Source organism: Nakamurella endophytica (genome assembly GCF_014646215.1).
Taxonomy (GTDB): domain Bacteria; phylum Actinomycetota; class Actinomycetes; order Mycobacteriales; family Nakamurellaceae; genus Nakamurella; species Nakamurella endophytica.
The window spans coordinates 38,442-63,515 of record NZ_BMNA01000001.1 but is presented as its reverse complement, the minus strand read 5'-3'; the positions used below and the strand labels follow the sequence as shown (position 1 = coordinate 63,515).

The window sequence follows — 25,074 nt, the reverse complement described above, 5'->3', positions numbered from 1 at the left end:
CTAAACTGGTGCGGTGACCGCCACCGCGCCGACCCCGCTGCCCGCCCAGTACGACCCGGCGGTCGTCGAGGTAGCGCTGTACCGGCGGTGGCTGGACGCGGGGTACTTCCACGCCGACCCGCGGCGGGTGCTGTCCGGGGAGCGGCGGCCGTTCTCGATCGTGCTGCCGCCGCCGAACGTCACCGGCGACCTGCACGTGGGGCATGCCCTCGATCACACGATCATGGACATCCTGGCGCGCTGGCACCGGATGTCCGGCGACGAGGTGCTGTGGCTGCCCGGCATGGACCACGCCGGGATCGCCACCCAGACCGTCGTCGAGCGGCAGCTGGCCAGGGACGGCAAGACGCGCCACGACTACGGCCGCGAGCTGTTCGTCCAGAAGGTCTGGGACTGGAAGCGCGACGCCGGCGGGGCGATCCTCGGCCAGATGAAGCGGCTCGGCGACTCGGTCGACTGGGATCGGGAGCGCTTCACGCTGGACGAGGGCCTGTCCGCGGCGGTGCAGACCATCTTCAAGCGGCTGTACGACGACGAACTGATCTACCGGGCCGAGCGCATCATCAACTGGTGCCCGGGGTGCCTGACCGCGCTGTCCGACATCGAGGTCGAGCACCGCGAGGACGCCGGCGAGCTGGTGTCCGTGCGCTACGACGGGGTGACCGCGCCGGGCGAGGAGCCGTGGTCGGTGGTCATCGCCACCACGCGCGTCGAGACCCTGCTCGGTGACACGGCTGTCGCGGTGCACCCGGACGACCCGCGGTACGCGGCCGTGGTCGGGCGCATGCTGCGGCTGCCCCTGGTCGACCGCGAGATCCCGGTGGTGGCCGACGACCACGTCGAGCCGGAGTTCGGCACGGGCGCGGTGAAGGTGACACCGGCGCACGACCCCAACGACTTCGAGATCGGCCGCCGGCACGGGCTTCCGATGCCGACCATCCTCACCGAGGACGCCCGGATCACCGGGACCGGGACGCGTTTCGACGGCATGGACCGGTTCGAGGCGCGCGCCGCGGTCAAGGCCGACCTGGCCGCGCAGGGCCGGGTGGTGGCCGAGAAGGTGCCGTACGTGCACTCGGTCGGGCACTGCTCCCGCTCGGACGACGTGGTCGAGCCGCGGCTGAGCCTGCAGTGGTTCGTCCGCGTCGCCCCGCTGGCCCGGGCCGCCGGCGACGCCGTCCGGGACGGCCGCACCCGGATCCACCCGCCGGAGCTGGCCGCGCGGTACTTCGACTGGGTCGACAACATGCACGACTGGACGATCTCCCGACAGTTGTGGTGGGGACACCGGATCCCGGTCTGGTACGGGCCGGACGGCGCGGTCCGCTGCGTCGGGCCGGACGAGGAGCCGCCCGGTGAGGGCTGGACGCAGGACCCCGACGTGCTGGACACCTGGTTCTCGTCCGCGCTGTGGCCGTTCTCGACCATGGGCTGGCCGCAGGACACCGAGACGCTGCAGGCGTTCTACCCGACCAGCGTGCTGGTCACGGGCTACGACATCCTGTTCTTCTGGGTGGCCCGGATGATGATGTTCGGGCTGTACGCCATGGGGCCGGAGCGTCCGGAGCAGGACGTGGTGCCGTTCCGCACCGTGGCGCTGCACGGCCTGGTCCGGGACCAGAACGGCAAGAAGATGTCCAAGTCCCGCGGCAACGTGGTCGACCCGCTGGCGTGGATCGACACCTACGGCGCGGACGCCGTCCGGTTCACCCTGGCCCGGGGGGCGAACCCCGGCAGCGACCAGGCCATCGCCGGCGAGTGGGTCGGCGGCTCGCGCAACTTCTGCTCGAAGCTGTTCAACGCCACCAGGTTCGCGCTGCTGAACGGGGCCAGGGTGCCCGAGCGGCCGGTGGACCGGGCGGCGTCGACCGCGGCCGACCGGTGGGTGCTCGGCCGGCTCGACGAGGTGGTGGGCCAGACCTCCGCGCTGCTGGGCGACTTCCAGTTCGGCAAGGCGGCCGAGGGGCTGTACCACTACGCCTGGGACGAGGTCTGCGACTGGTACCTCGAGGTCGCGAAGGTCCAGCTGGCCGAACCCGAGCGCGCCGAGCAGACCCGCGAGGTGCTCGGCACCGTCCTGGACACCGTGCTGCGACTGCTGCACCCCTTCGTGCCGTTCGTCACCGAGTCGCTGTGGACGGCGCTGACCGGCGGCGAGTCCCTGGTGGTGGCGGCCTGGCCGACGACCGCCGACACCGCCGGCGCCGACGGTGTCGGTGACGGCGCTGACGGTGTCGGTGACGGGGGGCACCCCGACCCGGACGCCGACACCTGGATGGCGGACCTGCAGCAGCTGGTGACACAGGTCCGGCGGTTCCGTGCCGACCAGGGCCTGGCGCCCGGCCGCCGGGTGCCCGCGGTGGTCAGCGGCGCCGACGGGCACGCCGCGGTCGCCGCCGCCCTGACCCGCCTCGAGCCGGCCGGTGCCGGGTTCACCGCGACCGCCACGGTGACGGTCGCGCTGTCCTCCGGCACGGCCACGGTGGCGCTGGACACCTCGGAGGCCATCGATCTCGGCGCCGAGACCGCCCGGCTGGACAAGGAACTGGCCGTGGCCCGCAAGGACCTGGCCGACACCGGCCGCAAGCTCGGCGACGAGCAGTTCCTGGGCAAGGCGCCGGCGCGCGTGGTGGACGGCATCCGGGCGCGGAACACCAAGGCGCAGGCGGACATCGAGCGGCTCACCGCACGGCTGGCCGAGCTGGGCGCCGCCGGGGCGGCGTCGTGACCGGCCCCGGCGGGGAGCAGGACGACTGGCCCGACGACGAGCTGGACGCCGCGACCCCGGTACCGCCGCACGAGGCGGAGATCGCCGCCGCGACCAGCGATCTCGACGACGACAGCGGTGCGCTGCTGATCCCGGAGAGCCCGCCGCTGACTCTCGGGGCCGTGGAGGCGCTGCTGGACCGGCGGCGCAACGAGGTGCAGATCCACCCGACGCTGGACCGGATCTCGGCGCTGCTGGACGTCGTCGGCCACCCGGAGCGGTCGTTCCCGGTGATCCAGGTCGCCGGGACGAACGGCAAGACGTCGACCACCCGGATGATCGACGCGCTGCTCGGCCGCATCGGGCTGCGCACCGGCCGGTTCACCTCGCCGCACCTGCAGCTGGTGACCGAGCGGATCAGCATCGACGGCACGCCCATCGACCCGGACCGGTACGTCGCCGCCTACGAGGACATCGCCGCCTACGTCGACCTGGTCGACGCCGCCGCGGAGCGCGCGGGCGGGCAGCCGCTGTCGAAGTTCGAGGTGCTGACGGCCATGGCGTTCGCGGCCTTCGCCGACGCGCCGGTCGACGTCGCCGTCGTCGAGGTCGGTCTCGGGGGCACCTGGGACTCGACGAACGTGGTGGACGCCCGGGTGGCCGTCGTCACCCCGGTCGGGCTGGACCACCAGCAGTTCCTCGGCGACACCGTGGCCGAGATCGCCGGCAACAAGGCCGGGATCATCAAGTCCGGTGCCGTCGCCGTGCTGGGCCCGCAGTCCCCGGAGGCGCTGCAGGTGCTGCTGCGCCGCGCGGTCGAGGTGGACGCGACGGTGGCCCGCTTCGGCAGCGAGTTCGGCGTCGCCGAGCGCGCCTTCGCGGTCGGCGGGCAGCGGCTGACGCTGCAGGGCCTCGGCGGCGTCTACGAGGACGTCTTCCTGCCGCTGGCCGGCGAGCACCAGGCGCAGAACGCCGCGCTCGCGCTCGCCGCGGTCGAGGCGTTTTTCGGAGCCGGGCCCGGTCGCCAGCTCGACGCGGCCGCCGTCCAGGACGGCTTCGCGTCGGTGTCCTCGCCGGGCCGGCTGGAGCGGGTGCGCACCTCGCCGACGATCCTGGTCGACGCCGCACACAACCCCGACGGCGCCCGGGCGCTCGCCGCCGCGCTGGCCACCGAGTACTCCTTCAGCCGCCTGGTGGGCGTGCTGGCGGTGCTCGGCGACAAGGACGTCCGCGGGGTGCTGGAGGCGCTGGCCGACAGCTTCGACGCGGTGGTGGTGACGGTGAACTCGTCGCCGCGGTCGCTGCCGGTGGCCGACCTGGCGGAGCTGGCGGTCGACGTCTTCGGTGAGGAGCGGGTGCACACCGCGCCGCGGATGGACGCGGCCATCGCCCTGGCGGTGGACCTGGCGGAGAGCGCGGACGACGACGTCCCGGCCGCCGGCACGGGTGTGGTGGTCACCGGCTCCGTGGTCAGCGCCGGGGACGGGCGGACGCTCGCCGGGTTGAGCCCGGCATGACCGACCCCCGGCCGCCGGCGGCGCCGCGCCCGTACGACCCGGAGCGCGGGCTGCGTGGGGCCATGTCGGCGGTGCTGGTGCTCGAGGCCATCACGGTGCTGCTGTCCATCCCGGTCGCCCGCAACACCGGGTCGGGGACCGGTGCCGTGGGGGTGCTGCTGATCTGCCTGCTGGCCGCGGCGATGGTGGCGCTCTGCGCGTTCGTCTCCCGGCCGTGGTTCCTCACCGCCGCCTTCGTCCTGCAGGGGCTGACCGTGCTGGGCTGGTTCATCAATCCCTCGCTGGGCGTGATGGGCGTGGTCTTCGCCGCCGTGTGGGCGCTGCTCTGGTGGTTCCGGCAGGAATTCCGGCGCCGGCAGGCGGCCGGTACGCTTCCGGTGCCGCCGCCCGGGCGACCCGGGGACTGACGCGCCGGCCCGTCGGGCCCGCGTCCCGGCGGCCGTCCAGCCACCGACCAGAGAGGTCCGCCGTGTCCGCAGACAGCCAGGCCGAACGCACGCTCGTGCTCATCAAGCCGGACGGGGTGCAGCGCGGCCTGGTGGGGGAGATCCTGCGGCGCATCGAGCGGAAGGGCCTGCGGCTGGCGCGCCTCGAGCTGCGCACCGTGGACGACGCGACGGCCCGCGCGCACTACGCCGAGCACGAGGGCAAGGGCTTCTTCCCGTCGCTGCTGGAGTTCATCACCTCGGGGCCGCTGGTGGCGGCCGTCGTCGAGGGCGACCGGGCGATCCCCGCCTTCCGCCAGCTGGCCGGCGGCACGGACCCCGTGGACAAGGCCACCCCCGGGTCCATCCGAGGCGACTTCGGGCTCATCACCCAGTTCAACCTGGTGCACGGCTCGGACTCCCCGGAGTCCGCGGCCCGGGAGATCGCGCTGTGGTTCCCGGAGTCCTGACCGCGGCCGGCGGCGTCGGCCCGGCGCTGGCCGTGGCCCCGCCCCGGGACGTCCGGTGACCGGGCCCGTCGACGGCGCCGCGCCGCTGGACGCCTCCGCTGCGGCGGCCAGGACGTCGCCGGGTGGCGACCCCGAGCTGCGCCGGGTCGGCCCGCACGGCCGGCTGGCGGCCGACCACGCGTTCGCCGTCGCGCTGGTGACGCTGTGGCTGCGGGTCTCCCGGGCCGGCGGCCCGGTCGGCTTCGTCGCCACCGTCGAGCGCCCCGAGGTGGCGCGGGCCGCGGCGCCCGTCGTCGAGCAGCTCCGCCAGGGCGCGGCCGAGTCCCTGGTGCTGCTCCAGAACCGCACGCTGGTCGGATTCGGCCTGCTGGTGCCGGGCTCCGGGGTCACCGCGCACACCGCGGTGCTGCGGATGCTGATGATCGACCCGGATCACCAGCACCGCGGGCTGGGACGCCGGCTGCTGGACGGGCTGCTCGACCTGGCGACCGAGCGTGGGATCGAGCGGGTCACGCTCTCCGCCCGCGGCGGCGAGGGTCTGGAGGGGTTCTACGAAGCCGCCGGTTTCACCGAGTGGGGCCGGGCTCCCGGCGCCGTCCGGGTGGCGCCCGGGGACGACCGCGACGAGATCTGGTTCGACCGGTCGGTGCGGCGGGACTGACGCCGGCTCGCCGGGCGCGGGCGTCCGGCGGCCGTCAGTGCCGGTGGTGCGCCGGCGTCCGGCGCAGGAACGCCCAGGCGACCAGGACCAGCCCGGCCACCAGCGTGGACAGCCCGACGACGACCGGCACGGTGATGTCGAGGCCGGTGCTGGCCAGCGCGACGGGCGGGCCGGGGTGGTGCGGGTGACCGGACCCGGACGGCGTCACGGTCTCGGTACCTCCGGCGACGGCCGCCGGTGCGCACAGCAGGAGGGTGACGAACGCGGCGAGGACGGCGAGCGCGGCTGCGACGCCCGCTCTCAGCCTCCGCACGTCCGTACCTCCCGCCGTCCCGGCGCCACCCGGGCACCGGCCTGTCGCCGTGGTCGCCACCCACCGCGGGACGCGGTGGCGGTCTGCTGCCTAGACGTCCGGGACCCCGCCCGGGGTGCCCCGTCCTCCGCGTCCTTTCGGGTGATCCTTGACGCCCACTGTACGGGCGGCTTCTCTCCGCGACCGGCTGCGACGTGCGTGTCCCCGGCCACGGGCGGCCGTCGCCGGCGGCGAAACCCGGGGGTCCGCTGTCGGTGCCCCGGGGTACCGTCCGGCCTCGTGACCGCAGCGACATCCGGCCGTCCCGCACCGGTGGGCCGGCCCGGCGACAGGCCCTCCGTCATCACCGCCCGCGGGCTGCGCAAGAGCTTCGAGGTCAAGGGCGGCGCGACGGTGGAGGCGGTCCGGGGGATCGATCTGGAGGTGCCCGCGGGGCAGGCGTTCGGCTTCCTCGGTCCCAACGGCGCGGGGAAGTCGTCAACCATGCGCATGATCGCGTGCGTGTCGCCCCGGACCTCGGGGGAGCTGCGCATCCTGGGCCGGGATCCGGCCGTGGACGGTGTCGCCATCCGGGCCCGGCTGGGTGTGGTGCCGCAGCAGGACAATCTCGACGAGGAGCTCAGCGTCCGGGAGAACCTGTTCGTCTACGGCCGCTACTTCGGCCTGCCTCGAGCCCGCTGCTGGCAGCGCGCCGACGAGCTGCTCGAGTTCGCCCAGCTGACCGAGAAGTCCGGCGCCAAGGTGGAGAACCTGTCGGGCGGCATGAAGCGGCGGCTGACCATCGCGCGGTCGCTGATGAACGAGCCCGAGGTGCTGCTGCTCGACGAGCCCACCACCGGGCTGGATCCGCAGGCCCGCCACGTGCTGTGGGACCGGCTGTTCCGGCTCAAGCAGCAGGGCGTGACGCTGATCCTCACCACGCACTACATGGACGAGGCCGAGCAGCTGTGCGACCGGTTGGTGGTCATGGACGGCGGGGTGCTGGTCGCCGAGGGGTCGCCGGCGGAGCTGATCGCCGGCTACTCGACCCGCGAGGTGCTGGAGCTGCGCTTCGTCCCCGGCGAGCAGACCGCCGCGGAGCCGTTGGTGGCCGGGCTGGTCGAGCGGGTCGAGACCCTGCCGGACCGGCTGCTGCTGTACACGCCGGACGGCGACCGCACCCTGGCCGAGGTGACCGAGCGCGGCGTCCGGCCGGTGTCCGCCCTGGTCCGCCGGTCGACCCTCGAGGACGTCTTCCTGCACCTCACCGGCCGGAGCCTGGTCGACTGATGACCGTCCACGACACCTCGCCCGCGACCGCGGCGTCCCGCTGGCCCGGGGGCACCCGGGCCGTCGTCGAGTACCTGGTGCTCGGCTGGCGGCGCTACCTGGTCTCCAGCCTGTCCGAGGCGGTCGGCGCACCGCTGCTGTACCTGCTCGCGCTCGGCCTCGGGCTGGGGGCGCTGGTCGACCGCGGGTCCGGCGGTGGCGCGCTGGGCGGGGTCGGCTACCTCGACTACATCGCCCCGGCGCTGCTCACCGCGGCGGCGCTGCAGGTCGGGGTGGGGGAGTCCGCGTACCCGGCCTACTCGCGCTTCAAGTGGACCCGGGTGTTCCTGGGGATCTCGGCGACCCCGGTCTCGCCCCGGCAGATCGCCGACGGCCAGCTGCTGTTCGTCGCGTTGCGGGTGGTCACCGGAGCCGTCCTCTACTACCTGGTGCTGCTGGCGTTCGGTGCGGCCGGCGGCGGGTGGGGACCGCTGATGGTCGTGTCCGGCACGCTGACCGCCTGCGGCTGCGCCGCCTGGATCCTCGCGCTGGACTCGGTGCTGACGTCCGAGGGCGGCGTCTTCAACGTGCTCTTCCGGTTCGTCATCGTCCCGATGACCTTGTTCTCCGGCTCGTTCTTCCCCGTCGACCGGATCCCGGCGGCCCTGCGCTGGGTCGCCTGGGTCTCCCCGCTGTGGCACGGCAACGAGCTGGCCAGGACCGCCGCACTCGGCGGCGCCGCCGGGGTGCCGGCCGCCCGGCTGCTGCTGCACGCGGTGGTGCTGCTGGCGCTGCTCGGCACCGGTGTCGCCGTCGCGCGCCGCGGGTTCGACCGGAGGTTGCTGCGGTGACCGTGCCCACCGGCCTCCGGCCGCCGGCGCCGCTGGTGCTGCGGATCCTGCCGTTCCACCTGTACGCCCGCCGTTCCCGGGTGCTGCTGGAGCGGTCGCTGCGGGTGTACCGCCGGTCCTGGATGGTGATCCTGTCCGGGTTCTTCGAGCCGGTGTTCTACCTGCTCGCCCTCGGGCAGGGTCTCGGCTCGCTGGTCGGCAGCGTCGAGACCGCCGCCGGCCCGGTGACGTACGCCGCGTACATCGCCCCCGGCCTGCTGGCGACGTCCGCCATGAACGGCGCCATCTACGACGCGACGACGAACGTGTTCTTCAAGATGCGGTTCGCCAAGCTGTACGACGCCATGCTGGCGACCTCGCTCGGGCCGGTCGACGTCGCGCTGGGCGAGATCACCTGGTCGTTGATCCGGGGCGGGCTCTACTCCGTCGGGTTCGTCGTGGTGATGCTGGCCATGGGCCTGGTCGCGTCGTGGTGGGCCCTGCTGGCCGTGCCGGTCGCGCTGCTCATCGCGCTCGGCTTCGCGGCCGTGGGCATGGCCGTGACCTCGTACGTCAAGACCTTCCAGCACCTGGAGTGGATCCAGACGGCCATCCTGCCGATGTTCCTGTTCTCGACGACCTTCTACCCCCTGGGCACCTATCCGCGACCGGTCCAGCTGTTGGTCGAGTGCCTGCCGCTGTTCCACGGCATCGAGCTCATGCGCGGGCTGTGCCTGGGGGTCGGCGGTCCCGCGCTGCTGCTGCACGGCCTCTACTTCGTGGCCATGGCGGTGGTCGGGCTGGCGGTGACCGCGCGCCGGCTGGAGCGACTGCTGCTCCGCTGAGCCAGCGCCGGTCACGGGCCGTGATCCGGTGGTGTGCGATAGTGGAGGAGGTCCGTCGGGCGTCACGGCCCGGCCGGACCCGGCCCTGATCCGCGTCGATCGGACCGCCGCCCGGTGAGTGGGACATCGGCGCCGGCGGACGGCATCGCGACGGCTGGGCCGGACCTTGCAGACTTCACGGGGGCGGAGACGCCCCCCACATGTTCGCCGTTCCTGTGCGGCCGCGTTCACACGCGCCCGGGACCGGCAGGAGAGGACTTGCGGTGAGCGCAACCCCACCGACCGACGTGCACACCCTCGAGACCGCGCTGGCAGACCTGCCGGCCCGCACCCGGGTGCACGAGCTGGCCCGCCGGGCCGGGACCACGTCCAAGCAGGTGCTGGCACGGCTGGCCGAGCTCGGCATTCCGGCCGCGTCCGCCTCGTCGTCGGTCCCCGCCGAGGGGGCGACGCAGGTGCTGACCGCCCTGCTCGGCGCCCCGGCCGGCGACCCTGCCGCCGAGGTCGACCTCGGCCAGACGTCGCCCGCGGACGCCGGCGAGGAGGGTCAGCAGCCCCCGCTGTCCACCACCCAGCCCGAGGGCGTCCCCGCCGACAGCGGGACGTCGACGCTCCCCGGCGAGGCGGTGTCGCCGCTGTTCCTGCCGCCGGCCGAGGTGCCGGCCGCCCGGCGCCGGGGTCGGCGGACACGCAAGGACGCCGACCAGCCGGCTCTCGGCGACGTCGACAACGCCCCGGTCGCCGATCGGTCCGGCGCCGATGAGTCCGCCGCCGAGGTGCCGACCGCCGCCGAGCAGCCCGCCGCCGAGCACCCCGCTGCCGAGCAGCCCGCCGAGGGCCCGACCGCCGGCGAGCCGACCCCGTCCGAGGGCGCGGCGGCTTCCGGCCAGGGCCGCCGGCGTTCCCGGCGGCGTGGCGGCGGCGACGCGGCGCCGCAGGGCCAGCCGGGCGAGGCGGCCACGCCCGCCCCGGTCGGAGCCCTCGAGGGCACGCCGGAGTCCGGCGACGCCGCGACCACGGCGTCCGCGGCCGCCGCCGACGATGACCCGGCCGCCGGGACGTCGGCCGCCGAACTGGGCGAGGACGACACCGAGCAGGGCTCGGGCGGCCGCCGCCGCCGGCGGCGGGGTCGCCGTGGCCGAGGTCGCGCCGGCGACGAGACCGAGGCGGAGACCGACACCGCGGACTCGACGACGCCGGCCGGCGGGACGGACGACCCGGCCGCGGAGGCCGCCTCGGGCGACCGGGCCGCCACCACGGATGGCGCCGCGGACGCCGGCACCGACGCGACTGCCGACCCCGAGGGGGCGGCGGGCGAGGACTCCGGGGAGACCGCGGAGGCGGAGGACGCCGCCGAGGAGTCGGGCGGTCGCCGGCGGCGCCGGCGGCGCCGTCGCGGCGGGTCGGACGCCGGCGAGTCCGGCGAGGGCGCCCGCGAGGACGACCCGGACGACACCGTCGTGCACGTCCGGGCCAGCCGACCGTCCAGCGCGGCCGGCGAGGTGCAGGGCGTCCGCGGCTCGACCCGGCTCGAGGCCAAGCGCCAGCGCCGCCGGGACACCCGGGACTCCCGGCGCCGGCCGCAGATCCTCACCGAGGCGGAGTTCCTGGCCCGGCGCGAGGCCGTGGAGCGCGTCATGGCGGTGCGCCAGCGCGGCGACCTGGCGCAGGTGGCGCTGCTGGAGGACGGCATCCTCGTCGAGCACTTCGTCTCGCGCGCCGGCTCCGAGTCGCTGATGGGCAACATCTACCTCGGCCGGGTGCAGAACGTGCTGCCCTCGATGGAGGCGGCGTTCGTCGACATCGGGCGCGGCCGCAACGCCGTGCTCTACGCCGGCGAGGTCAACTGGGACGCTGCCGGGCTGGCCGGCAAGGCCCGCCGCATCGAGACCGCGCTGAGCAGCGGCGACACCCTGCTGGTCCAGGTCTCCAAGGACCCGGTCGGACACAAGGGCGCCCGGCTCACCACCCAGATCTCGCTGCCGGGCCGGTTCCTGGTGTACGTGCCGGGCGGTGGCGCGACCGGCATCAGCCGCAAGCTGCCGGACACCGAGCGCAAGCGGCTGAAGTCGATCCTCGACCGGATCGTCCCGGAGGACGCCGGGGTGATCATCCGCACCGCCGCCGAGGGGGTGTCCGAGGAGGAACTGTCCCGCGACGTCGAGCGGCTGAAGGCGGCCTGGGCGGACATCTCGGCCCGGGCCGAGCAGCGCACGACCGCGCCGGTGCAGCTGTCCAGCGAGCCGGACACCTTGATCAAGGTGGTCCGTGACCTGTTCAACTCGGACATCTCGCGGCTGGTGCTGGACGGCGAGGACGCCTACCGGGCGGTGTCGGACTACGTGTCCGCGGTCGCGCCGGAGCTGGCCGACCGGGTGTCGCGCTACGAGAGCAGCGGCTCGGCCGACGTCTTCTCGGCGTACCGCATCGACGAGCAGATCGCCAAGGCGCTGGAGCGCAAGGTGCACCTGCCGTCCGGCGGCTCGCTGGTCATCGACCGCACCGAGGCCATGACGGTCGTCGACGTGAACACCGGTAAGTACACCGGCTCCGGGGGCAACCTCGAGGAGACGGTCACCCGAAACAACCTGGAGGCCGCCGAGGAGATCGTCCGGCAGCTCCGGCTGCGGGACGTCGGCGGCATCATCGTCATCGACTTCATCGACATGGTGCTGGAGTCCAACCGCGAGCTGGTGCTCCGCCGGCTGACCGAGTGCCTGGGCCGGGACCGGACCCGCCACCAGGTCGCGGAGGTCACCTCGCTGGGCCTGGTCCAGATGACGCGCAAGAAGATGGGCACCGGCCTGCTCGAGGCCTTCTCCCAGCCCTGCCCGCACTGCGGCGGGCGCGGCCTGGTGCTGCACGACGTGCCCGTGGATCACTCCGGGTCGGCCGACACGGACGAGGGCGAGCGGTCGGGCGGCGGTCGGGGCCGGCGCCGGCGCGGCGGGGGCGAGGCCGCCGCGGAGCGCGAGCCGGCCAAGGAGCCGGTGCGGGTGGTGCGGCCGCCGGACCCGCGTGGTCCCCGGCCGCCGGCCATCGGACACGGTGAGACCGCCCCCCGGACGGACGCCGCGGCGGTCGCCGCCGCGGTCGGCGTCGGTTTGGGCAGCGAGATCGTCGAGGTCGTGGAGGGCGAGCTGCTCGACGCGACCGAGGCCGTGGCGGCGGGCGTCGCCGACGTCGACGCCGGCGGCGCGCTGGGCGTCGTCGCCTTCGAGGCCGTCGCGCTGCTGCCCGTCGGCGGCGACGCCGCCGACGAGGACGGCGGGACCGTTCCGGTCGAGGAGACCGGTGGTCCGCTGTCGGACGCCTCCGCCGCCGTGCAGGCCGTCCTGGCGGCGCTGGACGCGACGACCACATCCCGGACGCCGGCTCAGGAGTCCGCTGCGGTGGACGCGCCCGCCGGTCGGGACGGAGCCGGCGACGGCCCCGTGCGGTCGCGTGGCGGGTCCGACGGACGTCGCCGGCGCGCCGGACGGGGCGCGGAGCGGGGCGCGGACACCGGCGCCGCGGAGCAGGGCACCGACACCGCTGCGGCCGACCGGGGGGCCGGCACCGGCGCTGCCCACCTCGACGGCGCCCCGGCGGGCGGCGATCCGGACGGTGCTGCCGCGCCGGCCCCCGAAGCCCGCACCGCGGATCTCCGTGCGGACGCCGACGGCTCCGGCGTGGACGCGGACGGTCCCGACGCGTCCGCTCCGCGGTCCGGCCGGCGCCGCGGGCGCCGGGTCGCCGGTCGACCCGCGGGCGCACCCGAGCCGGCCGGTACGGCGAACGGTTCGCCGGCACCGGTGGTGACCCTGCCGCCGATCGCCACCGGGACCGGTCACGTGGTCACCGAGCCGGCGGAGGCGGCGCCGCGCCGCCGGCGGCGGGCGGCGTCCCGCCCGGCGGGTCCGGCCGGGGCCACCGTCGGCACGGAGGGCTGACCCCGGGGCCGTCGCCGGCGCTGTTTGGCGACGGGCCCACCGGGCGGTACAGTCGTGGGTGGCCCGCTGCACGTCAGCGGGCCTTGCATTGTCCGCAGTGCACCTGTCCTCGGTGCCCCGCGGCGGGCCGGGCCCCGGTGGTCCGGCGAGCGCCGTGGGCGGGCACCGGTACAGAGCAGACAGACAGATGGAGAGGCGCGATCCGCATGTACGCGATCGTCAGGACCGGCGGCAAGCAGTACAAGGTCGCCGAGGGTGACGTCATCGAGGTCGAGAAGCTCGAGGGTGCACCCGGCGACGCCGTCGCGTTTCCCGCGGTGCTCGTCGTGGACGGGACCACGGTCACCACGGCGGCCGCCGAGCTCGCGGCCGTGACGGTGTCCGGTGAGGTCGTCGACCACACCAAGGGCCCGAAGATCGTCATCCACAAGTTCAAGAACAAGACCGGGTACCACAAGCGGCAGGGTCACCGCCAGCCGCTCACCCGCGTCCGGGTCACCGGTATCGCCACCGGTTCCACCCGCTGATCACGGCCAGGGAGGCTCACGGACATGGCACACAAGAAGGGCGCGTCCAGCTCGCGCAACGGTCGTGACTCGAACGCGCAGCGGCTCGGCGTCAAGCGGTTCGGCGGCCAGCTGGTCTCCGCCGGCGAGATCCTGGTCCGCCAGCGCGGCACCAAGTTCCACCCGGGCGAGGGCGTCGGCCGCGGCAAGGACGACACGCTGTTCGCGCTGACCGCCGGTGCGGTCGAGTTCGGCACCCGGCGTGGCCGCAAGACGGTCAACATCGTCGCCGAGGTCCTCGCGGCGCCGGTCGCCGTGGCCGAGGAGCCGGCGCAGGTCTGACCGGCTGCCCGCCGGTCGGCCGGCCGCAGCGCACAGGTCCTCACGAGGGGCGGATCCGGCGACGTCCGGGTCCGCCCCTCGTCCGTTCCCGCAGGGGACCCGGGCGACTCCAGTGACACCAGTACGGAAGGGAGGTGCACGACATGGCCAGGTTCGTCGACCGTGCCGTCCTGCACCTGCAGGCCGGGGACGGTGGCCACGGCTGCGTGTCCGTCCACCGCGAGAAGTACAAGCCGCTCGGCGGACCCGACGGCGGTGACGGCGGCAACGGCGGCGACGTCGTCCTGGTGGTGGACCGGGACGTGCACACGCTGCTGGACTTCCACTTCCGCCCGCACGCCAAGGCGGGCAACGGCCGTCCCGGGCAGGGCGGCAACCGGGACGGCGCCAACGGCGCCGACCTCGAGCTGTCGGTCCCGGAGGGCACCGTGGTGCTCGACCAGGACGGCCGGATGGTCGCCGACCTGGTCGGTCCCGGGACGCGCTGGATCGCGGCCCGCGGCGGCCGCGGAGGTCTGGGCAACGCCGCGCTGGCCTCGCGCAGCCGCAAGGCGCCGGGTTTCGCGCTGCTGGGCGAGCCGGGGGAGGCCGCCGAGCTCACGCTGGAACTCAAGTCCATGGCCGACGTCGGCCTCATCGGCTTCCCCAGCGCCGGCAAGTCGTCGCTGGTCTCGGTGCTGTCCGCGGCCCGCCCGCGGATCGCCGACTACCCGTTCACCACGCTCGAGCCGGTGCTCGGCGTGGTGTCCGTGGGGGACCAGGTGTTCACCGTCGCGGACGTGCCCGGCCTCATCCCCGGCGCGAGCCAGGGGCGCGGCCTGGGCCTGGAGTTCCTCCGGCACGTCGAGCGCTGCTCCGTGCTGGTGCACGTCGTCGACTGCGCGACCTACGAGCCCGACCGCGACCCGGCGTCGGACATCGCCGCCATCGAGCACGAGCTCGCGCAGTACCTGCCGTCACTGCCCGGGGACCTGGCCGAGCGGCCGCGCCTGGTGGTGCTGAACAAGATCGACGTGCCGGAAGCCAGGGACCTCGCCGAGATGGTCCGTCCCGACCTGGAGGCGGCCGGCCACCGGGTCTTCGAGGTCTCCACCGCCACCCACGAGGGGCTGGACGCCTTGCGGTACGCGATGGCCGAGGCCGTCGCCGCGGACCGGGCATCCCGGCCGGCCCCGCGGGCGGAGCGGATCGTGCTGCGCCCCGCGGCGGTCGACGACTCCGGCTTCCAGGTCACCGTCGACCCCGAGGACCCGGACGGCTTCCTGGTCACCGGCAGCCGGCCCGAGCGCTGGGTGCGGCAGACCGACTGGAACAACGACGAGGCCGTGGGCTACCTGGCCGACCGGCTGGCCCGGCTCGGCGTCGAGGCCCGGCTGATCCAGCTGGGCGTCGCCCCCGGCGCCCCGATCCGCATCGGTGACGTCACGTTCGACTGGGAGCCGACCCTGCCGTCGGGCGTCGACCTGGTCCGCACCGGCCGCGGCACCGACCAGCGGCTCGACCGGATCGACCGGATCGGCGCGCCGGAGCGCAAGGCGCTGCACCGGATCCGGCGTGGCCTGGAGCCGGAGGACGACGAGCGGTGATCCCGGAGGCGGTGTCGGCCACCCGCCAGGCCGTCGCGCAGGCGCGCACGGTCGTCGTCAAGGTCGGCTCGTCGTCGCTCACCGGCCCGTCCGGTGCGGGTGGGCTGGACGGCGGGCGGCTGGATGCGCTGGTCGACGCGGTGGCCCGGCGGGTCACCGGGGGCGGCCACGTCGTGCTGGTGTCCTCGGGTGCCATCGCCGCCGGGCTGGCCCCGCTCGGGTTGCGCCGCCGGCCGCGGGACCTGCCCACCCAGCAGGCGGCCGCGTCCGTCGGCCAGCAGTTGCTGGCCCAGCGGTACGCCGGGTCCTTCGCCCGGTACCGGCTGCCGGTCGGCCAGGTGCTGCTCACCGGCGACGACGTCGTGCGTCGCGCGCACTACCGGAACGCCCAGCGCACCTTCGCCAAGCTGCTCGGGTTCGGGGTCGTGCCGGTGGTGAACGAGAACGACACGGTGGCCACCGACGAGATCCGGTTCGGCGACAACGACCGACTGGCGGCGCTGGTCGCCCACCTCGTCGGGGCCGAGGCCCTCGTCCTGCTGTCCGACGTCGACGCCCTCTACACCGGCGACCCGCGGCTGCCGGACGCCCGCCCGGTCCGGGAGGTGGCCGACGTGGCCGCGCTCAGCGGGGTGCAGGTCGGCTCCGGTGGCAGCGACGTGGGGACCGGCGGGATGGCCACCAAGCTCGAGGCGGCGCTGATCGCCACCGGCGCCGGCATCCCGGTCCTGCTCACCGCCGCCGAACACGCCGAGCGGGCGCTGTCCCGGAAGCCGGACCCGGCCCTCGGAACGGCGTTCGCGGCGTCCGGCCGGCGCACCAGCGCCCGGTCCTTCTGGCTCCGGCACGCCGCCCACCCCAGCGGCACCCTCCAGCTGGATTCCGGCGCGGTGGCGGCGGTGCTGGACCGGCGGAAGTCGTTGCTGCCCGCCGGCATCACCGCGGTCGCCGGCGACTTCGAGTCCGGCGACGTCGTCGACCTGGTCGGGCCGGACGGCCAGCCGGTGGCCCGGGGTTTCGTCGCGCACGACGCCGCGGACCTCCCGCCGATCATCGGTCGCACCCTGGCCCAGCTGCCGCCCGAGTTGCGGCACGAGGTCGTGCACGCCGACGACCTGGTCGCACTGTGACGACCGACCGCTGTGACGACCGACCGTCCCGGAGTCCGTCCCGCCGGAGTGCAGGAGCCCCAGTGACCTCGTCCAACCCCAGGCCGACCGTGGTCCCGTCGCCGCCTGCCGACCTGTCCGCGGGGGCCGGCCCGACCGGCTCGGCGGCCGCGGCGGTGGCCGCGGTCCGTCCGGATGCGGTGCCGGTCCCCGGGCGCGGTACGTCCCGGGCCGGCCGCTCCGAGCCGGCCGACCGGGACCAGGTGCTGGCCGCGGCCCGGCGGGCGCGCGGTGCGTCCAGGGCCCTGGCGACGGCCCCGCGCGGGGTCAAGGACGCGGCGCTGCGCGCCATGGCGGAGCGGTTGCGGGCATCCGTCGGGCCGGTGCTCGAGGCCAACGCCGAGGACCTGGCAGCCGGCGTCGAGGCGGGGCTGTCCTACGGGCTGCTCGACCGGCTCCGGTTGACCGCTGACCGGGTGGCCGGGATGGCCGCCGCCCTCGACACCCTGACCGCCCTCCCCGACCCGGTCGGCGAGGTGGTCCGCGGATCCGTGCTGCCCAACGGCGCCCAGCTGACCCAGCTCCGGGTCCCGCTGGGTGTCGTCGCGATCGTCTACGAGGCCCGCCCCAACGTCACCGTCGACGCCGCCGGGATCGCGCTCAAGTCCGGCAACGCCGTGCTGCTGCGCGGCTCCGCGTCCGCCCGGTCCACCAACGTGGTGCTGGCCGGGCTGCTCCGCGACGGCGTCGCGGCGGCGGGGCTGCCCGCCGACCTCGTGCAGCTGGTGCCGGGCACCGACCGTGCGTCGGTGCAGCACCTGGTGACCGCCCGCGGGCTGGTGGACGTGGTGGTCCCGCGCGGCGGCGCCGGCCTCATCCGGTCCGTGGTGGAGACCTCCACGGTCCCCGTCATCGAGACCGGCGTCGGCAACTGCCACGTCTACGTGGACGCCTCCGCCGACGTCGCGATGGCCGTGGACATCCTGGTCAACTCTAAGGCGCGGCGGCCGTCGGTGTGCAACGCGGCGGAGACCGTCCTGGTGCACCGGGACGTCGCCGAGCCGTTTCTGGCCGCCGCGCTGCCGGCGCTGCACCGGGCCGGCGTCACCGTGCACGCCGACCCGGCCGTCGCCGAGCTGGCCGGCCGCCTCGGTGCGGCCGGTGTGGTGCCGGCCGAGGACGCGGACTGGGACACCGAGTACCTGTCGCTCGACCTGGCCGCGGCGGTGGTGCCCGACCTGGACGCCGCCGTCGCGCACATCGACCGGCACGGCACCGGGCACACCGAGGCCATCGTCACCGGCACGCTCGAGGCCGCGGCCGCCTTCACCGCCCGGGTGGACGCCGCCGCGGTGATGGTCAACGCGTCGACGGCCTTCACCGACGGCGGCGAGTTCGGGCTGGGGGCGGAGATCGGCATCTCGACCCAGAAGCTGCACGCCCGCGGGCCGATGGGGCTGGCCGAGCTGACCTCCACCAAGTGGGTGCTCACCGGCACGGGGCAGATCCGGGGAGCGTCGTGATCCGCCCGCCGGACGGTCGCCGGCGCCGGATCGGCGTCATGGGCGGCACGTTCGACCCCATCCACCACGGCCACCTGGTGGCGGCGTCGGAGGTCAGCCACCTGTTCGGTCTGGACGAGGTGGTGTTCGTGCCCACCGGCCAGCCGTGGCAGAAGGAGTCGGTCACACCGGCCGAGCACCGCTACCTGATGACCGTGATCGCGACGGCGGCCAACCCGCGGTTCTCGGTGTCCCGGGTGGACATCGAGCGGGGCGGGCCGACGTACACCCTCGACACGCTGCGGGACCTGCGCGCGCAGGAGCCCGAGGCCGAGTGGTTCTTCATCACCGGCGCCGACGCGCTGTCGGCCATCATGAGCTGGAAGGACGTCGACCAGCTCTTCGAGCTCGCGCACTTCGTCGGAGTGACCCGACCCGGGTACCAGCTGACCGACCGGGCGCTGCCGAACGGGTCCGCCACGCTGCTGGAGGTGCCGGCGCTGGCGATCTCGTCGACGGACTGTCGTCGGCGTGTGGCCGGTGGGGTACCGGTCTGGTATCTCGTGCCGGACGGGGTGGTGCAGTACATCGCCAAGTACGGTCTGTACCGGGAGGGTGCCCCGGCACCCACGAACGGAATGGTCGGGCCGGCCGGCGGGACGGCGCAGGACGAGCAGCAGGAGGAGGCCGGATGAGTGCCACCGACCGGGCGGTCGAGCTGGCCCAGATCGCCGCGCAGGCCGCGGCGGACAAGCTGGGCAGCGACATCCTGATCATCGACGTGTCCGACCGGCTGGCCATCACGGACTGCTTCGTCATCGTCACCGGCTCGAACGACCGCCAGGTCGGCGCCATCGTGGACTCGATCGAGGAGCGCCTGCGCGACGCCGGCGTCAAGCCGGTCCGTCGCGAGGGGCAGCGGGACGGCCGCTGGGTGCTGCTGGACTTCCTCGACATCGTGGTGCACGTGCAGCACGCCGAGGAGCGGGTGTTCTACGCGCTCGACCGGCTGTGGAGCGACTGCCCGACCATCCCGTTCGTGGACGCCGGGCTGCCCGCGTGACGGTCGCCGGGCCGCGCCGGCCGCGACCCGGACCGGTGCCGGGCTGCCGCGCGGCGGACCGCCCGTGACGCTGCACCACCTGGTCCTGCTCCGCCACGGCGAGACGGACTGGAACCGCGAGCAGCGCATGCAGGGTCACGTCGACATCCCGTTGAACGCGACGGGCCGCGCGCAGGCTGCGGCGGCTGCGCGTTCCGTGGCGGCGCTGCGCCCCGACGTCATCGTGTCCTCGGACCTGTCGCGGGCGCGGGAGACCGCCGCGCCGGTCGCCGCGGTGACCGGCCTGGCCGTCCACACGGACCCGCGTCTGCGGGAGACCTCGCTCGGGGACTGGGAGGGGCGGACCCGCGACGAGGTGGCCGCCGGCTGGCCGCAGGAGTGGGAGCAGTGGCGGGCGACGTCCGCGCACGTCGCCCCACCGGGCGGCGAGTCGCGCTGGCAGGTCGCGGACCGGGCCGGTGCGGTCGTCGCCGAGCTCGACGCCGGACCGGCCGAGCGGGCGCTGCTGGTCGTGCACGGCGGGCTGATCGTCGGCCTGACCGGCCGGCTGCTGGCCCTGCCCGACGCCAGCTGGAGCACCCTGATCGGTGTCGCGAACTGCCACTGGGTGGTACTGCACCGCCGGCACGACCGGTGGCGGCTGCACTCCTACAACGCCGGACTGGGCGCCGTGGTGCTGCCGGGCGACGAGGAGCAGGTCGCCGGCACCTGACCCGCCGGTGGGCCCCTGAGCGCGCACCTCGCGCGGTGGTCCGGGTGTCCGACCACCGTCGCGGCCTCCGAACCGCCGTGCGACGACCGCCCGGGGCCGGACCCGGGGCCGGCGTCGGGGTCGCCCGCGCGCCGGCCCGGACGGTGCCGGGGCGTCCCGCCCGGCGTGTCGGGGGGCGCCGGGCGGGACGCTCCTGCGGCCAGGAGCCGACCAGGCCCCGGCTGATACCCGCAGCCAGCCCGGGCCCGACCGCGGGCGGCGATCTGCGGGCGTGCGGCGGGGTCGACTGGCCGTCCGGCAGCGGCACGACGCTCGTGCCACCGGCGTGCCGACCGTGGGTGTCGTCCACCGCCGGTCGTTGTCCCCATCGTGCCGAGCAGTCCACCGCCTGGGGCCGGCCCGTGGTGACACCCGGCCCGGCTGCCTAGCGTCGCCGCCGTGCCCGAGACGACAGCCCAGCGCCGGATCCGCGTCCTGGCCGCCGGTCGCCCGCCGGTCCACCGGACCGCGGACCGTGCCGGTCCCGGTCGGGAGGACGGGTTGGGCGGCTTCGGTGGCTGGGTGCCGGACGGCGTGCGGTGGGCGGATCCGGACAGGGGCGGCGACGACCTGGACAGGGTCGTCCACGACGACCTCGACGCGGACATCGTCGACGACGACCTCGACGCGGACATCGTCGACGACGACCTCGACGCGGACATCGTCGACGGGCAGGTGCGGGACGCCGTCGACCCGGATGCCGCCGGCGGTCGTCCCGGCAGGTCCGCGGAAGCGGCGCAGCGATCCGGGTGGGTGGCGCGCGTGCAGCGTCGGGGGCCGTGGGGCCGGCTGGCCCGGCGGTGGGTACCCGAGTCCCTGCAGGAGAGCCGCGTCGATCCGGGTCGTCGGGGCGCCGTGCTGCTCACCGCGGTCGCCGCGCTGGCGGCCGTGGCGGCCGCGGTGGGCGTCTGGCGCGACCGCCCGGAGCCGCGGCCGGTCGATGCGGCGGCGGTGTCGGTCGCGGCCGCGGTGGGGATCCCGACGTCGGGCGGCACGGTGCCGGCCGTCCCCCGATCGTCGACGCGGGGCGGCGGCGAGGCTGCCGGCGGCGCAGGTGGCGCAGGCAGCGCCGCGGCGGCCGGCACGGCGGGGCGTCCCGACGCTGCGGGGGATCCGACGCGTGCCGCGACCGCGGGCCGTCCCGGCGCCTCGGCGGCCGGTGGCCCGGACACCGCGGATCCCTCGACCGCCACCCCACCGATCGTCGTGTCCGTGACCGGCCGGGTGGCCCGTCCGGGCCTGGTGCGGCTGCCCGCCGGGTCCCGTGTCGCCGACGCCCTCGCCGCGGCCGGCGGTGCGCGCGGTGATGCGGAACTGACCGGGCTGAACCTGGCGCAGCGGCTGCAGGACGGTCAGTCCGTCGTCGTCGCCGCCCGCGGGACCACTCCCGTCCCGGGTGGCTCGACGGTCGTGGGCGGTGCTCCCGCACCCGTCGGCGGCGGATCGTCGGGCCCGGGTGCCGGTGCCGGCCCCAGGACCTCGGGCGCAGGCGTCCCCGGCGGTCCGGTCGACCTGAACACCGCCGATGCCGCGACGCTCGACGGGCTGCCGGGCGTCGGCCCGGTGACCGCGACCGCGATCGTCGCGTGGCGGCAGCAGCACGGCCGCTTCGACAGCGTCGAGCAGCTCCAGGAGATCGACGGCATCGGCCCGGCCAAGTACGCGCAGCTGGCTCCCCGGGTGACGGTGTGACGGGCCGCCGTGCTCGCCGGGCGGCCCGGCGGAGGGAGCTGGAGGAGCCGCCGGCCCGGCTCGACCTCCGGCTGGCGCTGCCGGCGACCGCCGCCTGGGCGGGAGCACTGCTCGGCTCGACCGACGACCGGTCGCTGCAGGTGGCATCGGTGCTCGCGGTGTCCCTGAGCTGCCTGCTGCTGTGCCGGACGGCGCGTGGCCGGCTGCGACACGGTGCGATCGCCGCCACGGCGCTGTTCCTCGGCCTCGAGCTGGTCGCCGGTGTCGAGGTCCGGGCCGCCGCCGCGGATCCGTTGATCGCGGCCGCCGCCGACGGCTCGTGGGCCCAGACCACGCTCACCGTGGCCGCCGTCCCCACGGCCGTCGCCGCACGCCCGGTCGGTGCAGACGGCGGGGACGGCGGCGGTGACGGCGCCGCCGGCGGTGACGGCCTGGCAGGCGGGGACGGCGCCGCTGGCGGTGAGGGCGCCCGAGGCGGTGCTGCCTCCCGGTGGCGGTTCGCAGCCCGGGACGTGGACGCGCGGGTCGCCGGCCGGGCGTGGTCCGCGGTCGCCGCCGTCACGGTGTTCGGCGACGGTGACCACTGGCGGGATCTCGCGCCGGGCACCCGGGTGCGGGTGTCCGGGCTGCTCGCCCCGGACACGTTCGGGACGCAACCGTCCGTCCTGCTGCGGGCGCGGGACCCGCCGGTCGTGCTCACCGCACCGCCCTGGTGGCAACGCGCCGCGCAGCAGGTGCGGCGGCGGCTGGCCGCCGCGGCAGCGCCGCTGGATCCGGATGCCCGGGGCCTGCTGCTGGGCGTCGCGGTGGGGGACACGTCGGCGATCCCGGACGGGTTGGCCGCCGATGCCCGCACCACCGGCCTGACCCACCTGGTGGCCGTGTCCGGGTCGCACTTCGCGGTGCTCTGCGGCGCCGTGGTGCTGGTGCTGCGGCGGATCGGGCGCCGGTCGGCCGTGGCCGGCGGCGCGGTGACCGTGGCGGCTCTCGTCGTGCTGGTCGGCCCGCAGCCGTCGGTGCTGCGGGCGGCGGCGATGGGCGGGCTGTCGCTGGTCGGTGTGCTGCTGGGCCGGCCCCGCGCCGCCGTTCCGGCGCTGAGCGCGGCGGTCGTCGTGCTGCTCGTGCTCGATCCTTCGCTGGCGACGGCACCGGGATTCGTCCTGTCCGTCCAGGCGACCGCCGCGCTCGCCCTGCTGGCGCCGGTCTGGTCCCGCGCGCTCCGCCGGCGCGGTTGGCCCGCCGGTGCGGCCGACGCCCTGGCCGTGCCGCTCGCCGCGACCGTGGCCACCGTCCCGGTGATCGCCTCGCTGTCCGGCTCGGTGTCGCTGGTCGGCGTGCCGGCCAACATCCTGGTCGCGCCGGTGGTGGCGGTCAGCCTGGTGCTCGGCGTGCTGTGCGCGGCCGTGGGAGCGGTGTGGCCGGCCGGCGGTGCGGCGCTGGCGAGGGCGGACGCGGTGCCGCTGCAGTGGATCGGGACGGTGGCGCACACCCTGGCCCGCTGGCCGTCGGCGACGCTTCCGTGGCCCGCGTCGGTCGGTGGCGTGCTGGTGCTCGCCGGCCTGCTGGCCGTGGTCGTGCTGGCCCTGTCCGGCCGGCGGAGCCGGGCCGTCCTGCTCGCCGCGGCCGTCGGCGCCGCGGTCGTGTTCGTCCCCGCGCGGGCGCTCGGGCCCGTGCCCTGGGGTTGGCCGCCGCCCGACTGGTTGCTCGTGGGATGCGAGGTCGGACAGGGCGACGCCATGGTGCTCTCGACCGGCGAGCCGGGCGTCGGCGTCGTGGTGGACGCCGGGCCTGATCCCGCTCTGGCCGACGCCTGCCTGGACCGGCTGGCGGTCGCCACGGTGCCGCTCGTCGTGCTGACCCACCTGCACGCGGACCACGTCGACGGCCTGCCCGGCATCTGGCCGGGTCGGTCGGTCGGTGCGATCGGTGTCGGGCCGGACCGGAGCTCGGCGTCGGCGTGGTCGACGCTGACGGGCGCGGCGGCGGCGAGGGGCGCTCCGGTCCTGGACCTGCGCCCAGGGGTGCGCTGGTCCAGCGGGGCCCTCACCCTCGAGGTGCTGGGACCGGCCGCCGCCTTCCACGGCACCGACTCCGACCCGAACAACGACTCCGTGGTGCTGCGGGCGACGCTGCGCGGCGTCCGCATCCTGATGACCGGGGACATCGAACGGGAGGCCCAGCAGGCGCTGCTGGACCGGCGCACCGACCTGCGCGCCGACGTGCTGGAGCAGCCGCACCACGGCTCGGCCAGGTTCCTGCCGGCGTTCGCCGCGGCGGTGTCGGCGCGGGTCTCGGTCATCGGGGTCGGCTCGGGGAACAGCTACGGCCAGCCGAGCCCGTCCGCGCTGGCGACGCTGGCCGCCGCCGGGACCGCCGTGCTCCGCACCGACCTGCAGGGCGACGTCGCGGTCACGCTGTCGGAGGGTGTTCTGGCGACCGCCGCGCGCGGGGCCGGGTCACCGGTGGCCCGCGGCGCCGTCCGGGGCCGGGGGTCGTGACGGGCGGTGGCGCGGCACGCCGAGGAATGCCCGCGACGGCGGCACGGTTGCGGACACACGATCACGACGGTCCATCAGGAGGCAGCATGCCCAGAGCGGTACAGCGGGACGGATACGGCGGCGTCGACGTGCTGGAGGTCCGCGAGGTCCCCGCGCGGACGGCGGGACCGGGGGAGGTCGTCGTCGAGGTGGTGGCGGCGGGCCTCAATCCGGGCGAGGCGGCGATCCGGGCCGGGGTGTTCGCGGACCGCTGGCCCTCCACCTTCCCCGAGGGGCAGGGCAGCGACCTGGCCGGTCGGGTCACCGCCGTCGGACCCGGCGTGGTCGACGTGGCCGTCGGGGACGAGGTCATCGGGTTCACCGACGAGCGCCGCTCGCAGGCCGACGAGGTGGTGCTGCCCGCCGGCAACCTGACGCCCCGACCGGCCGGTGTTCCGTGGGAGGTGGCCGGTGCGCTGTTCGTGGCCGGCACCACCGCGGTCGCAGCGGTCCGGGCGGTGGCCGCGCAGGCCGGGGAGACCGCGGTGGTGTCCGGGGCGGCGGGCGGCGTGGGCTCCCTGGTCGTGCAGCTGCTCGCCGGGGCCGGGGTGCGGGTCCTCGGGCTCGCCGGGCCCGACCACCACGACTGGCTCCGGGCGCACGGCGTCGAGCCCGTCGACTATCGCGGTGACGTGGCGGCGTCGATCCGGGAACGGACCCCGGACGGGATCGACGCGTTCGTCGACACCTTCGGGGGCGGGTACGTCGACCTGGCCGTGGAGCTCGGCGTCGCGCCCGAGCGCATCGACACCGTCGCCGACTTCGCGGCGGCCGCCCGGCACCCCGGGGTGCGCACCGACGGCAACGCGGCGGCCGCGACCGCGGAGGTCCTCGCCGAGGTCGCCGGGCTGGTCGCGGACGGCCGGCTCGAGGTGCCGATCGCCGCGACGTACCCGCTCGAGCAGGTGCGGGACGCCTACACCGACCTCGAGCGCCGCCACACCCTCGGCAAGATCGTCCTGCTGACCGGCCGCTGAGCGCGGCCACGTCGGGCGGGCCTGGTGTGCCGGGGCCCCGGCACGCCTCGGGGGCGGCGGC

Annotated in this window: 20 protein-coding genes and 1 pseudogene; 20 read left to right on the top strand and 1 reads right to left on the bottom strand. The window is 75.7% G+C overall.

Features of this window, described 5'->3' with window-relative positions; translation table 11 throughout:
- The first annotated feature begins 13 nt into the window (after positions 1–13).
- From IEY37_RS00290 to IEY37_RS00270, 5 genes are all read left to right on the top strand, one after another.
- Complete coding sequence (locus tag IEY37_RS00290) at positions 14–2,728, top strand: valine--tRNA ligase (protein WP_188939545.1); 2,715 nt, start codon at positions 14–16, stop codon at positions 2,726–2,728.
- On the top strand, positions 2,725–4,224 hold the full coding sequence (locus IEY37_RS00285; RefSeq protein WP_308426352.1) for a bifunctional folylpolyglutamate synthase/dihydrofolate synthase: 1,500 nt from the start codon (positions 2,725–2,727) through the stop codon (positions 4,222–4,224). Before IEY37_RS00290 ends, IEY37_RS00285 begins: the two co-directional genes overlap by 4 nt.
- A complete protein-coding gene (locus IEY37_RS00280; protein WP_188939544.1) occupies positions 4,221–4,631 on the top strand; it encodes a DUF4233 domain-containing protein in 411 nt (136 codons plus the stop codon). Before IEY37_RS00285 ends, IEY37_RS00280 begins: the two co-directional genes overlap by 4 nt.
- A gap of 62 nt (positions 4,632–4,693) precedes the next feature.
- Positions 4,694–5,119, top strand: a complete 426-nt coding sequence (gene ndk / locus IEY37_RS00275) for a nucleoside-diphosphate kinase (protein ID WP_188939543.1) — start codon at positions 4,694–4,696, stop codon at positions 5,117–5,119.
- A gap of 55 nt (positions 5,120–5,174) precedes the next feature.
- Entirely contained in the window at positions 5,175–5,780 is a 606-nt protein-coding gene (locus tag IEY37_RS00270; protein WP_188939542.1) for a GNAT family N-acetyltransferase, read from the top strand.
- Positions 5,781–5,814: 34 nt separating this feature from the next.
- Here IEY37_RS00270 and IEY37_RS00265 read toward each other — a convergent pair whose 3' ends face one another.
- Positions 5,815–6,093, bottom strand: coding sequence for a hypothetical protein (locus IEY37_RS00265; RefSeq protein WP_188939541.1), 279 nt, complete (start codon positions 6,091–6,093; stop codon positions 5,815–5,817).
- A 342-nt stretch (positions 6,094–6,435) separates the two neighbouring features.
- Here IEY37_RS00265 and IEY37_RS00260 point away from each other — a divergent pair, with 342 nt between their 5' ends.
- The 15 genes and pseudogenes from IEY37_RS00260 to IEY37_RS00190 all read left to right on the top strand — a co-directional run bounded on the left by IEY37_RS00260 (position 6,436) and on the right by IEY37_RS00190 (position 25,013).
- On the top strand, positions 6,436–7,362 hold the full coding sequence (locus tag IEY37_RS00260) for an ABC transporter ATP-binding protein (RefSeq protein WP_373298235.1): 927 nt from the start codon (positions 6,436–6,438) through the stop codon (positions 7,360–7,362).
- Complete coding sequence (locus tag IEY37_RS00255) at positions 7,362–8,192, top strand: ABC transporter permease (protein WP_188939540.1); 831 nt, start codon at positions 7,362–7,364, stop codon at positions 8,190–8,192. Before IEY37_RS00260 ends, IEY37_RS00255 begins: the two co-directional genes overlap by 1 nt.
- Before the next feature lie 2 nt (positions 8,193–8,194).
- Positions 8,195–9,016 (top strand): ABC transporter permease, encoded by an 822-nt coding sequence (locus IEY37_RS00250; RefSeq protein ID WP_373298234.1) that lies wholly within the window; start codon positions 8,195–8,197, stop codon positions 9,014–9,016.
- A gap of 263 nt (positions 9,017–9,279) precedes the next feature.
- Positions 9,280–12,948: a translation initiation factor IF-2 N-terminal domain-containing protein gene (locus IEY37_RS00245; RefSeq protein WP_229673461.1), complete on the top strand. Its 3,669-nt coding sequence runs from the start codon at positions 9,280–9,282 to the stop codon at positions 12,946–12,948.
- Positions 12,949–13,154: 206 nt separating this feature from the next.
- Complete coding sequence (gene rplU / locus IEY37_RS00240; protein ID WP_188939537.1) at positions 13,155–13,475, top strand: 50S ribosomal protein L21; 321 nt, start codon at positions 13,155–13,157, stop codon at positions 13,473–13,475.
- Positions 13,476–13,499: 24 nt separating this feature from the next.
- Entirely contained in the window at positions 13,500–13,796 is a 297-nt protein-coding gene (gene rpmA / locus IEY37_RS00235; RefSeq protein WP_188939536.1) for a 50S ribosomal protein L27, read from the top strand.
- Positions 13,797–13,939: 143 nt separating this feature from the next.
- Positions 13,940–15,382, top strand: coding sequence for a GTPase ObgE (obgE, locus tag IEY37_RS00230; protein ID WP_188939535.1), 1,443 nt, complete (start codon positions 13,940–13,942; stop codon positions 15,380–15,382).
- Positions 15,379–16,512 carry a glutamate 5-kinase gene (gene proB, locus IEY37_RS00225; RefSeq protein ID WP_188939534.1) on the top strand — a complete coding sequence of 378 codons (1,134 nt, stop codon included), beginning with the start codon at positions 15,379–15,381 and terminating at the stop codon, positions 16,510–16,512. Before obgE ends, proB begins: the two co-directional genes overlap by 4 nt.
- Before the next feature lie 179 nt (positions 16,513–16,691).
- Entirely contained in the window at positions 16,692–18,014 is a 1,323-nt protein-coding gene (locus tag IEY37_RS00220) for a glutamate-5-semialdehyde dehydrogenase (protein WP_188940082.1), read from the top strand.
- Between the two features lie 38 nt (positions 18,015–18,052).
- Positions 18,053–18,653, top strand: a pseudogene (nadD, locus tag IEY37_RS00215) (nicotinate-nucleotide adenylyltransferase); the annotation flags it as partial.
- A gap of 31 nt (positions 18,654–18,684) precedes the next feature.
- Complete coding sequence (rsfS, locus tag IEY37_RS00210) at positions 18,685–19,056, top strand: ribosome silencing factor (protein ID WP_188939532.1); 372 nt, start codon at positions 18,685–18,687, stop codon at positions 19,054–19,056.
- Positions 19,057–19,120: 64 nt separating this feature from the next.
- Positions 19,121–19,768: a histidine phosphatase family protein gene (locus IEY37_RS00205; protein WP_188939531.1), complete on the top strand. Its 648-nt coding sequence runs from the start codon at positions 19,121–19,123 to the stop codon at positions 19,766–19,768.
- 438 nt (positions 19,769–20,206) lie between these two features.
- A complete protein-coding gene (locus tag IEY37_RS21745) occupies positions 20,207–21,499 on the top strand; it encodes a ComEA family DNA-binding protein (protein WP_229673459.1) in 1,293 nt (430 codons plus the stop codon).
- Positions 21,496–23,997 carry a ComEC/Rec2 family competence protein gene (locus tag IEY37_RS00195; protein WP_188939530.1) on the top strand — a complete coding sequence of 834 codons (2,502 nt, stop codon included), beginning with the start codon at positions 21,496–21,498 and terminating at the stop codon, positions 23,995–23,997. The genes IEY37_RS21745 and IEY37_RS00195 overlap by 4 nt, the downstream gene beginning before the upstream one ends.
- A gap of 86 nt (positions 23,998–24,083) precedes the next feature.
- On the top strand, positions 24,084–25,013 hold the full coding sequence (locus IEY37_RS00190) for an NADP-dependent oxidoreductase (protein ID WP_188939529.1): 930 nt from the start codon (positions 24,084–24,086) through the stop codon (positions 25,011–25,013).
- Positions 25,014–25,074: the final 61 nt, after the last annotated feature.

Excerpts from the sequence above, each read along its gene's own strand:
- rpmA (WP_188939536.1), top strand. The coding sequence starts at position 13,500 with ATGGCACACAAGAAGGGCGCGTCCAGCTCGCGCAACGGTCGTGACTCG.
- obgE (WP_188939535.1), top strand. The coding sequence starts at position 13,940 with ATGGCCAGGTTCGTCGACCGTGCCGTCCTGCACCTGCAGGCCGGGGAC.
- rplU (WP_188939537.1), top strand. The coding sequence starts at position 13,155 with ATGTACGCGATCGTCAGGACCGGCGGCAAGCAGTACAAGGTCGCCGAG.
- rsfS (WP_188939532.1), top strand. The coding sequence starts at position 18,685 with ATGAGTGCCACCGACCGGGCGGTCGAGCTGGCCCAGATCGCCGCGCAG.
- IEY37_RS00280 (WP_188939544.1), top strand. The coding sequence starts at position 4,221 with ATGACCGACCCCCGGCCGCCGGCGGCGCCGCGCCCGTACGACCCGGAG.
- IEY37_RS00255 (WP_188939540.1), top strand. The coding sequence starts at position 7,362 with ATGACCGTCCACGACACCTCGCCCGCGACCGCGGCGTCCCGCTGGCCC.
- IEY37_RS00190 (WP_188939529.1), top strand. The coding sequence starts at position 24,084 with ATGCCCAGAGCGGTACAGCGGGACGGATACGGCGGCGTCGACGTGCTG.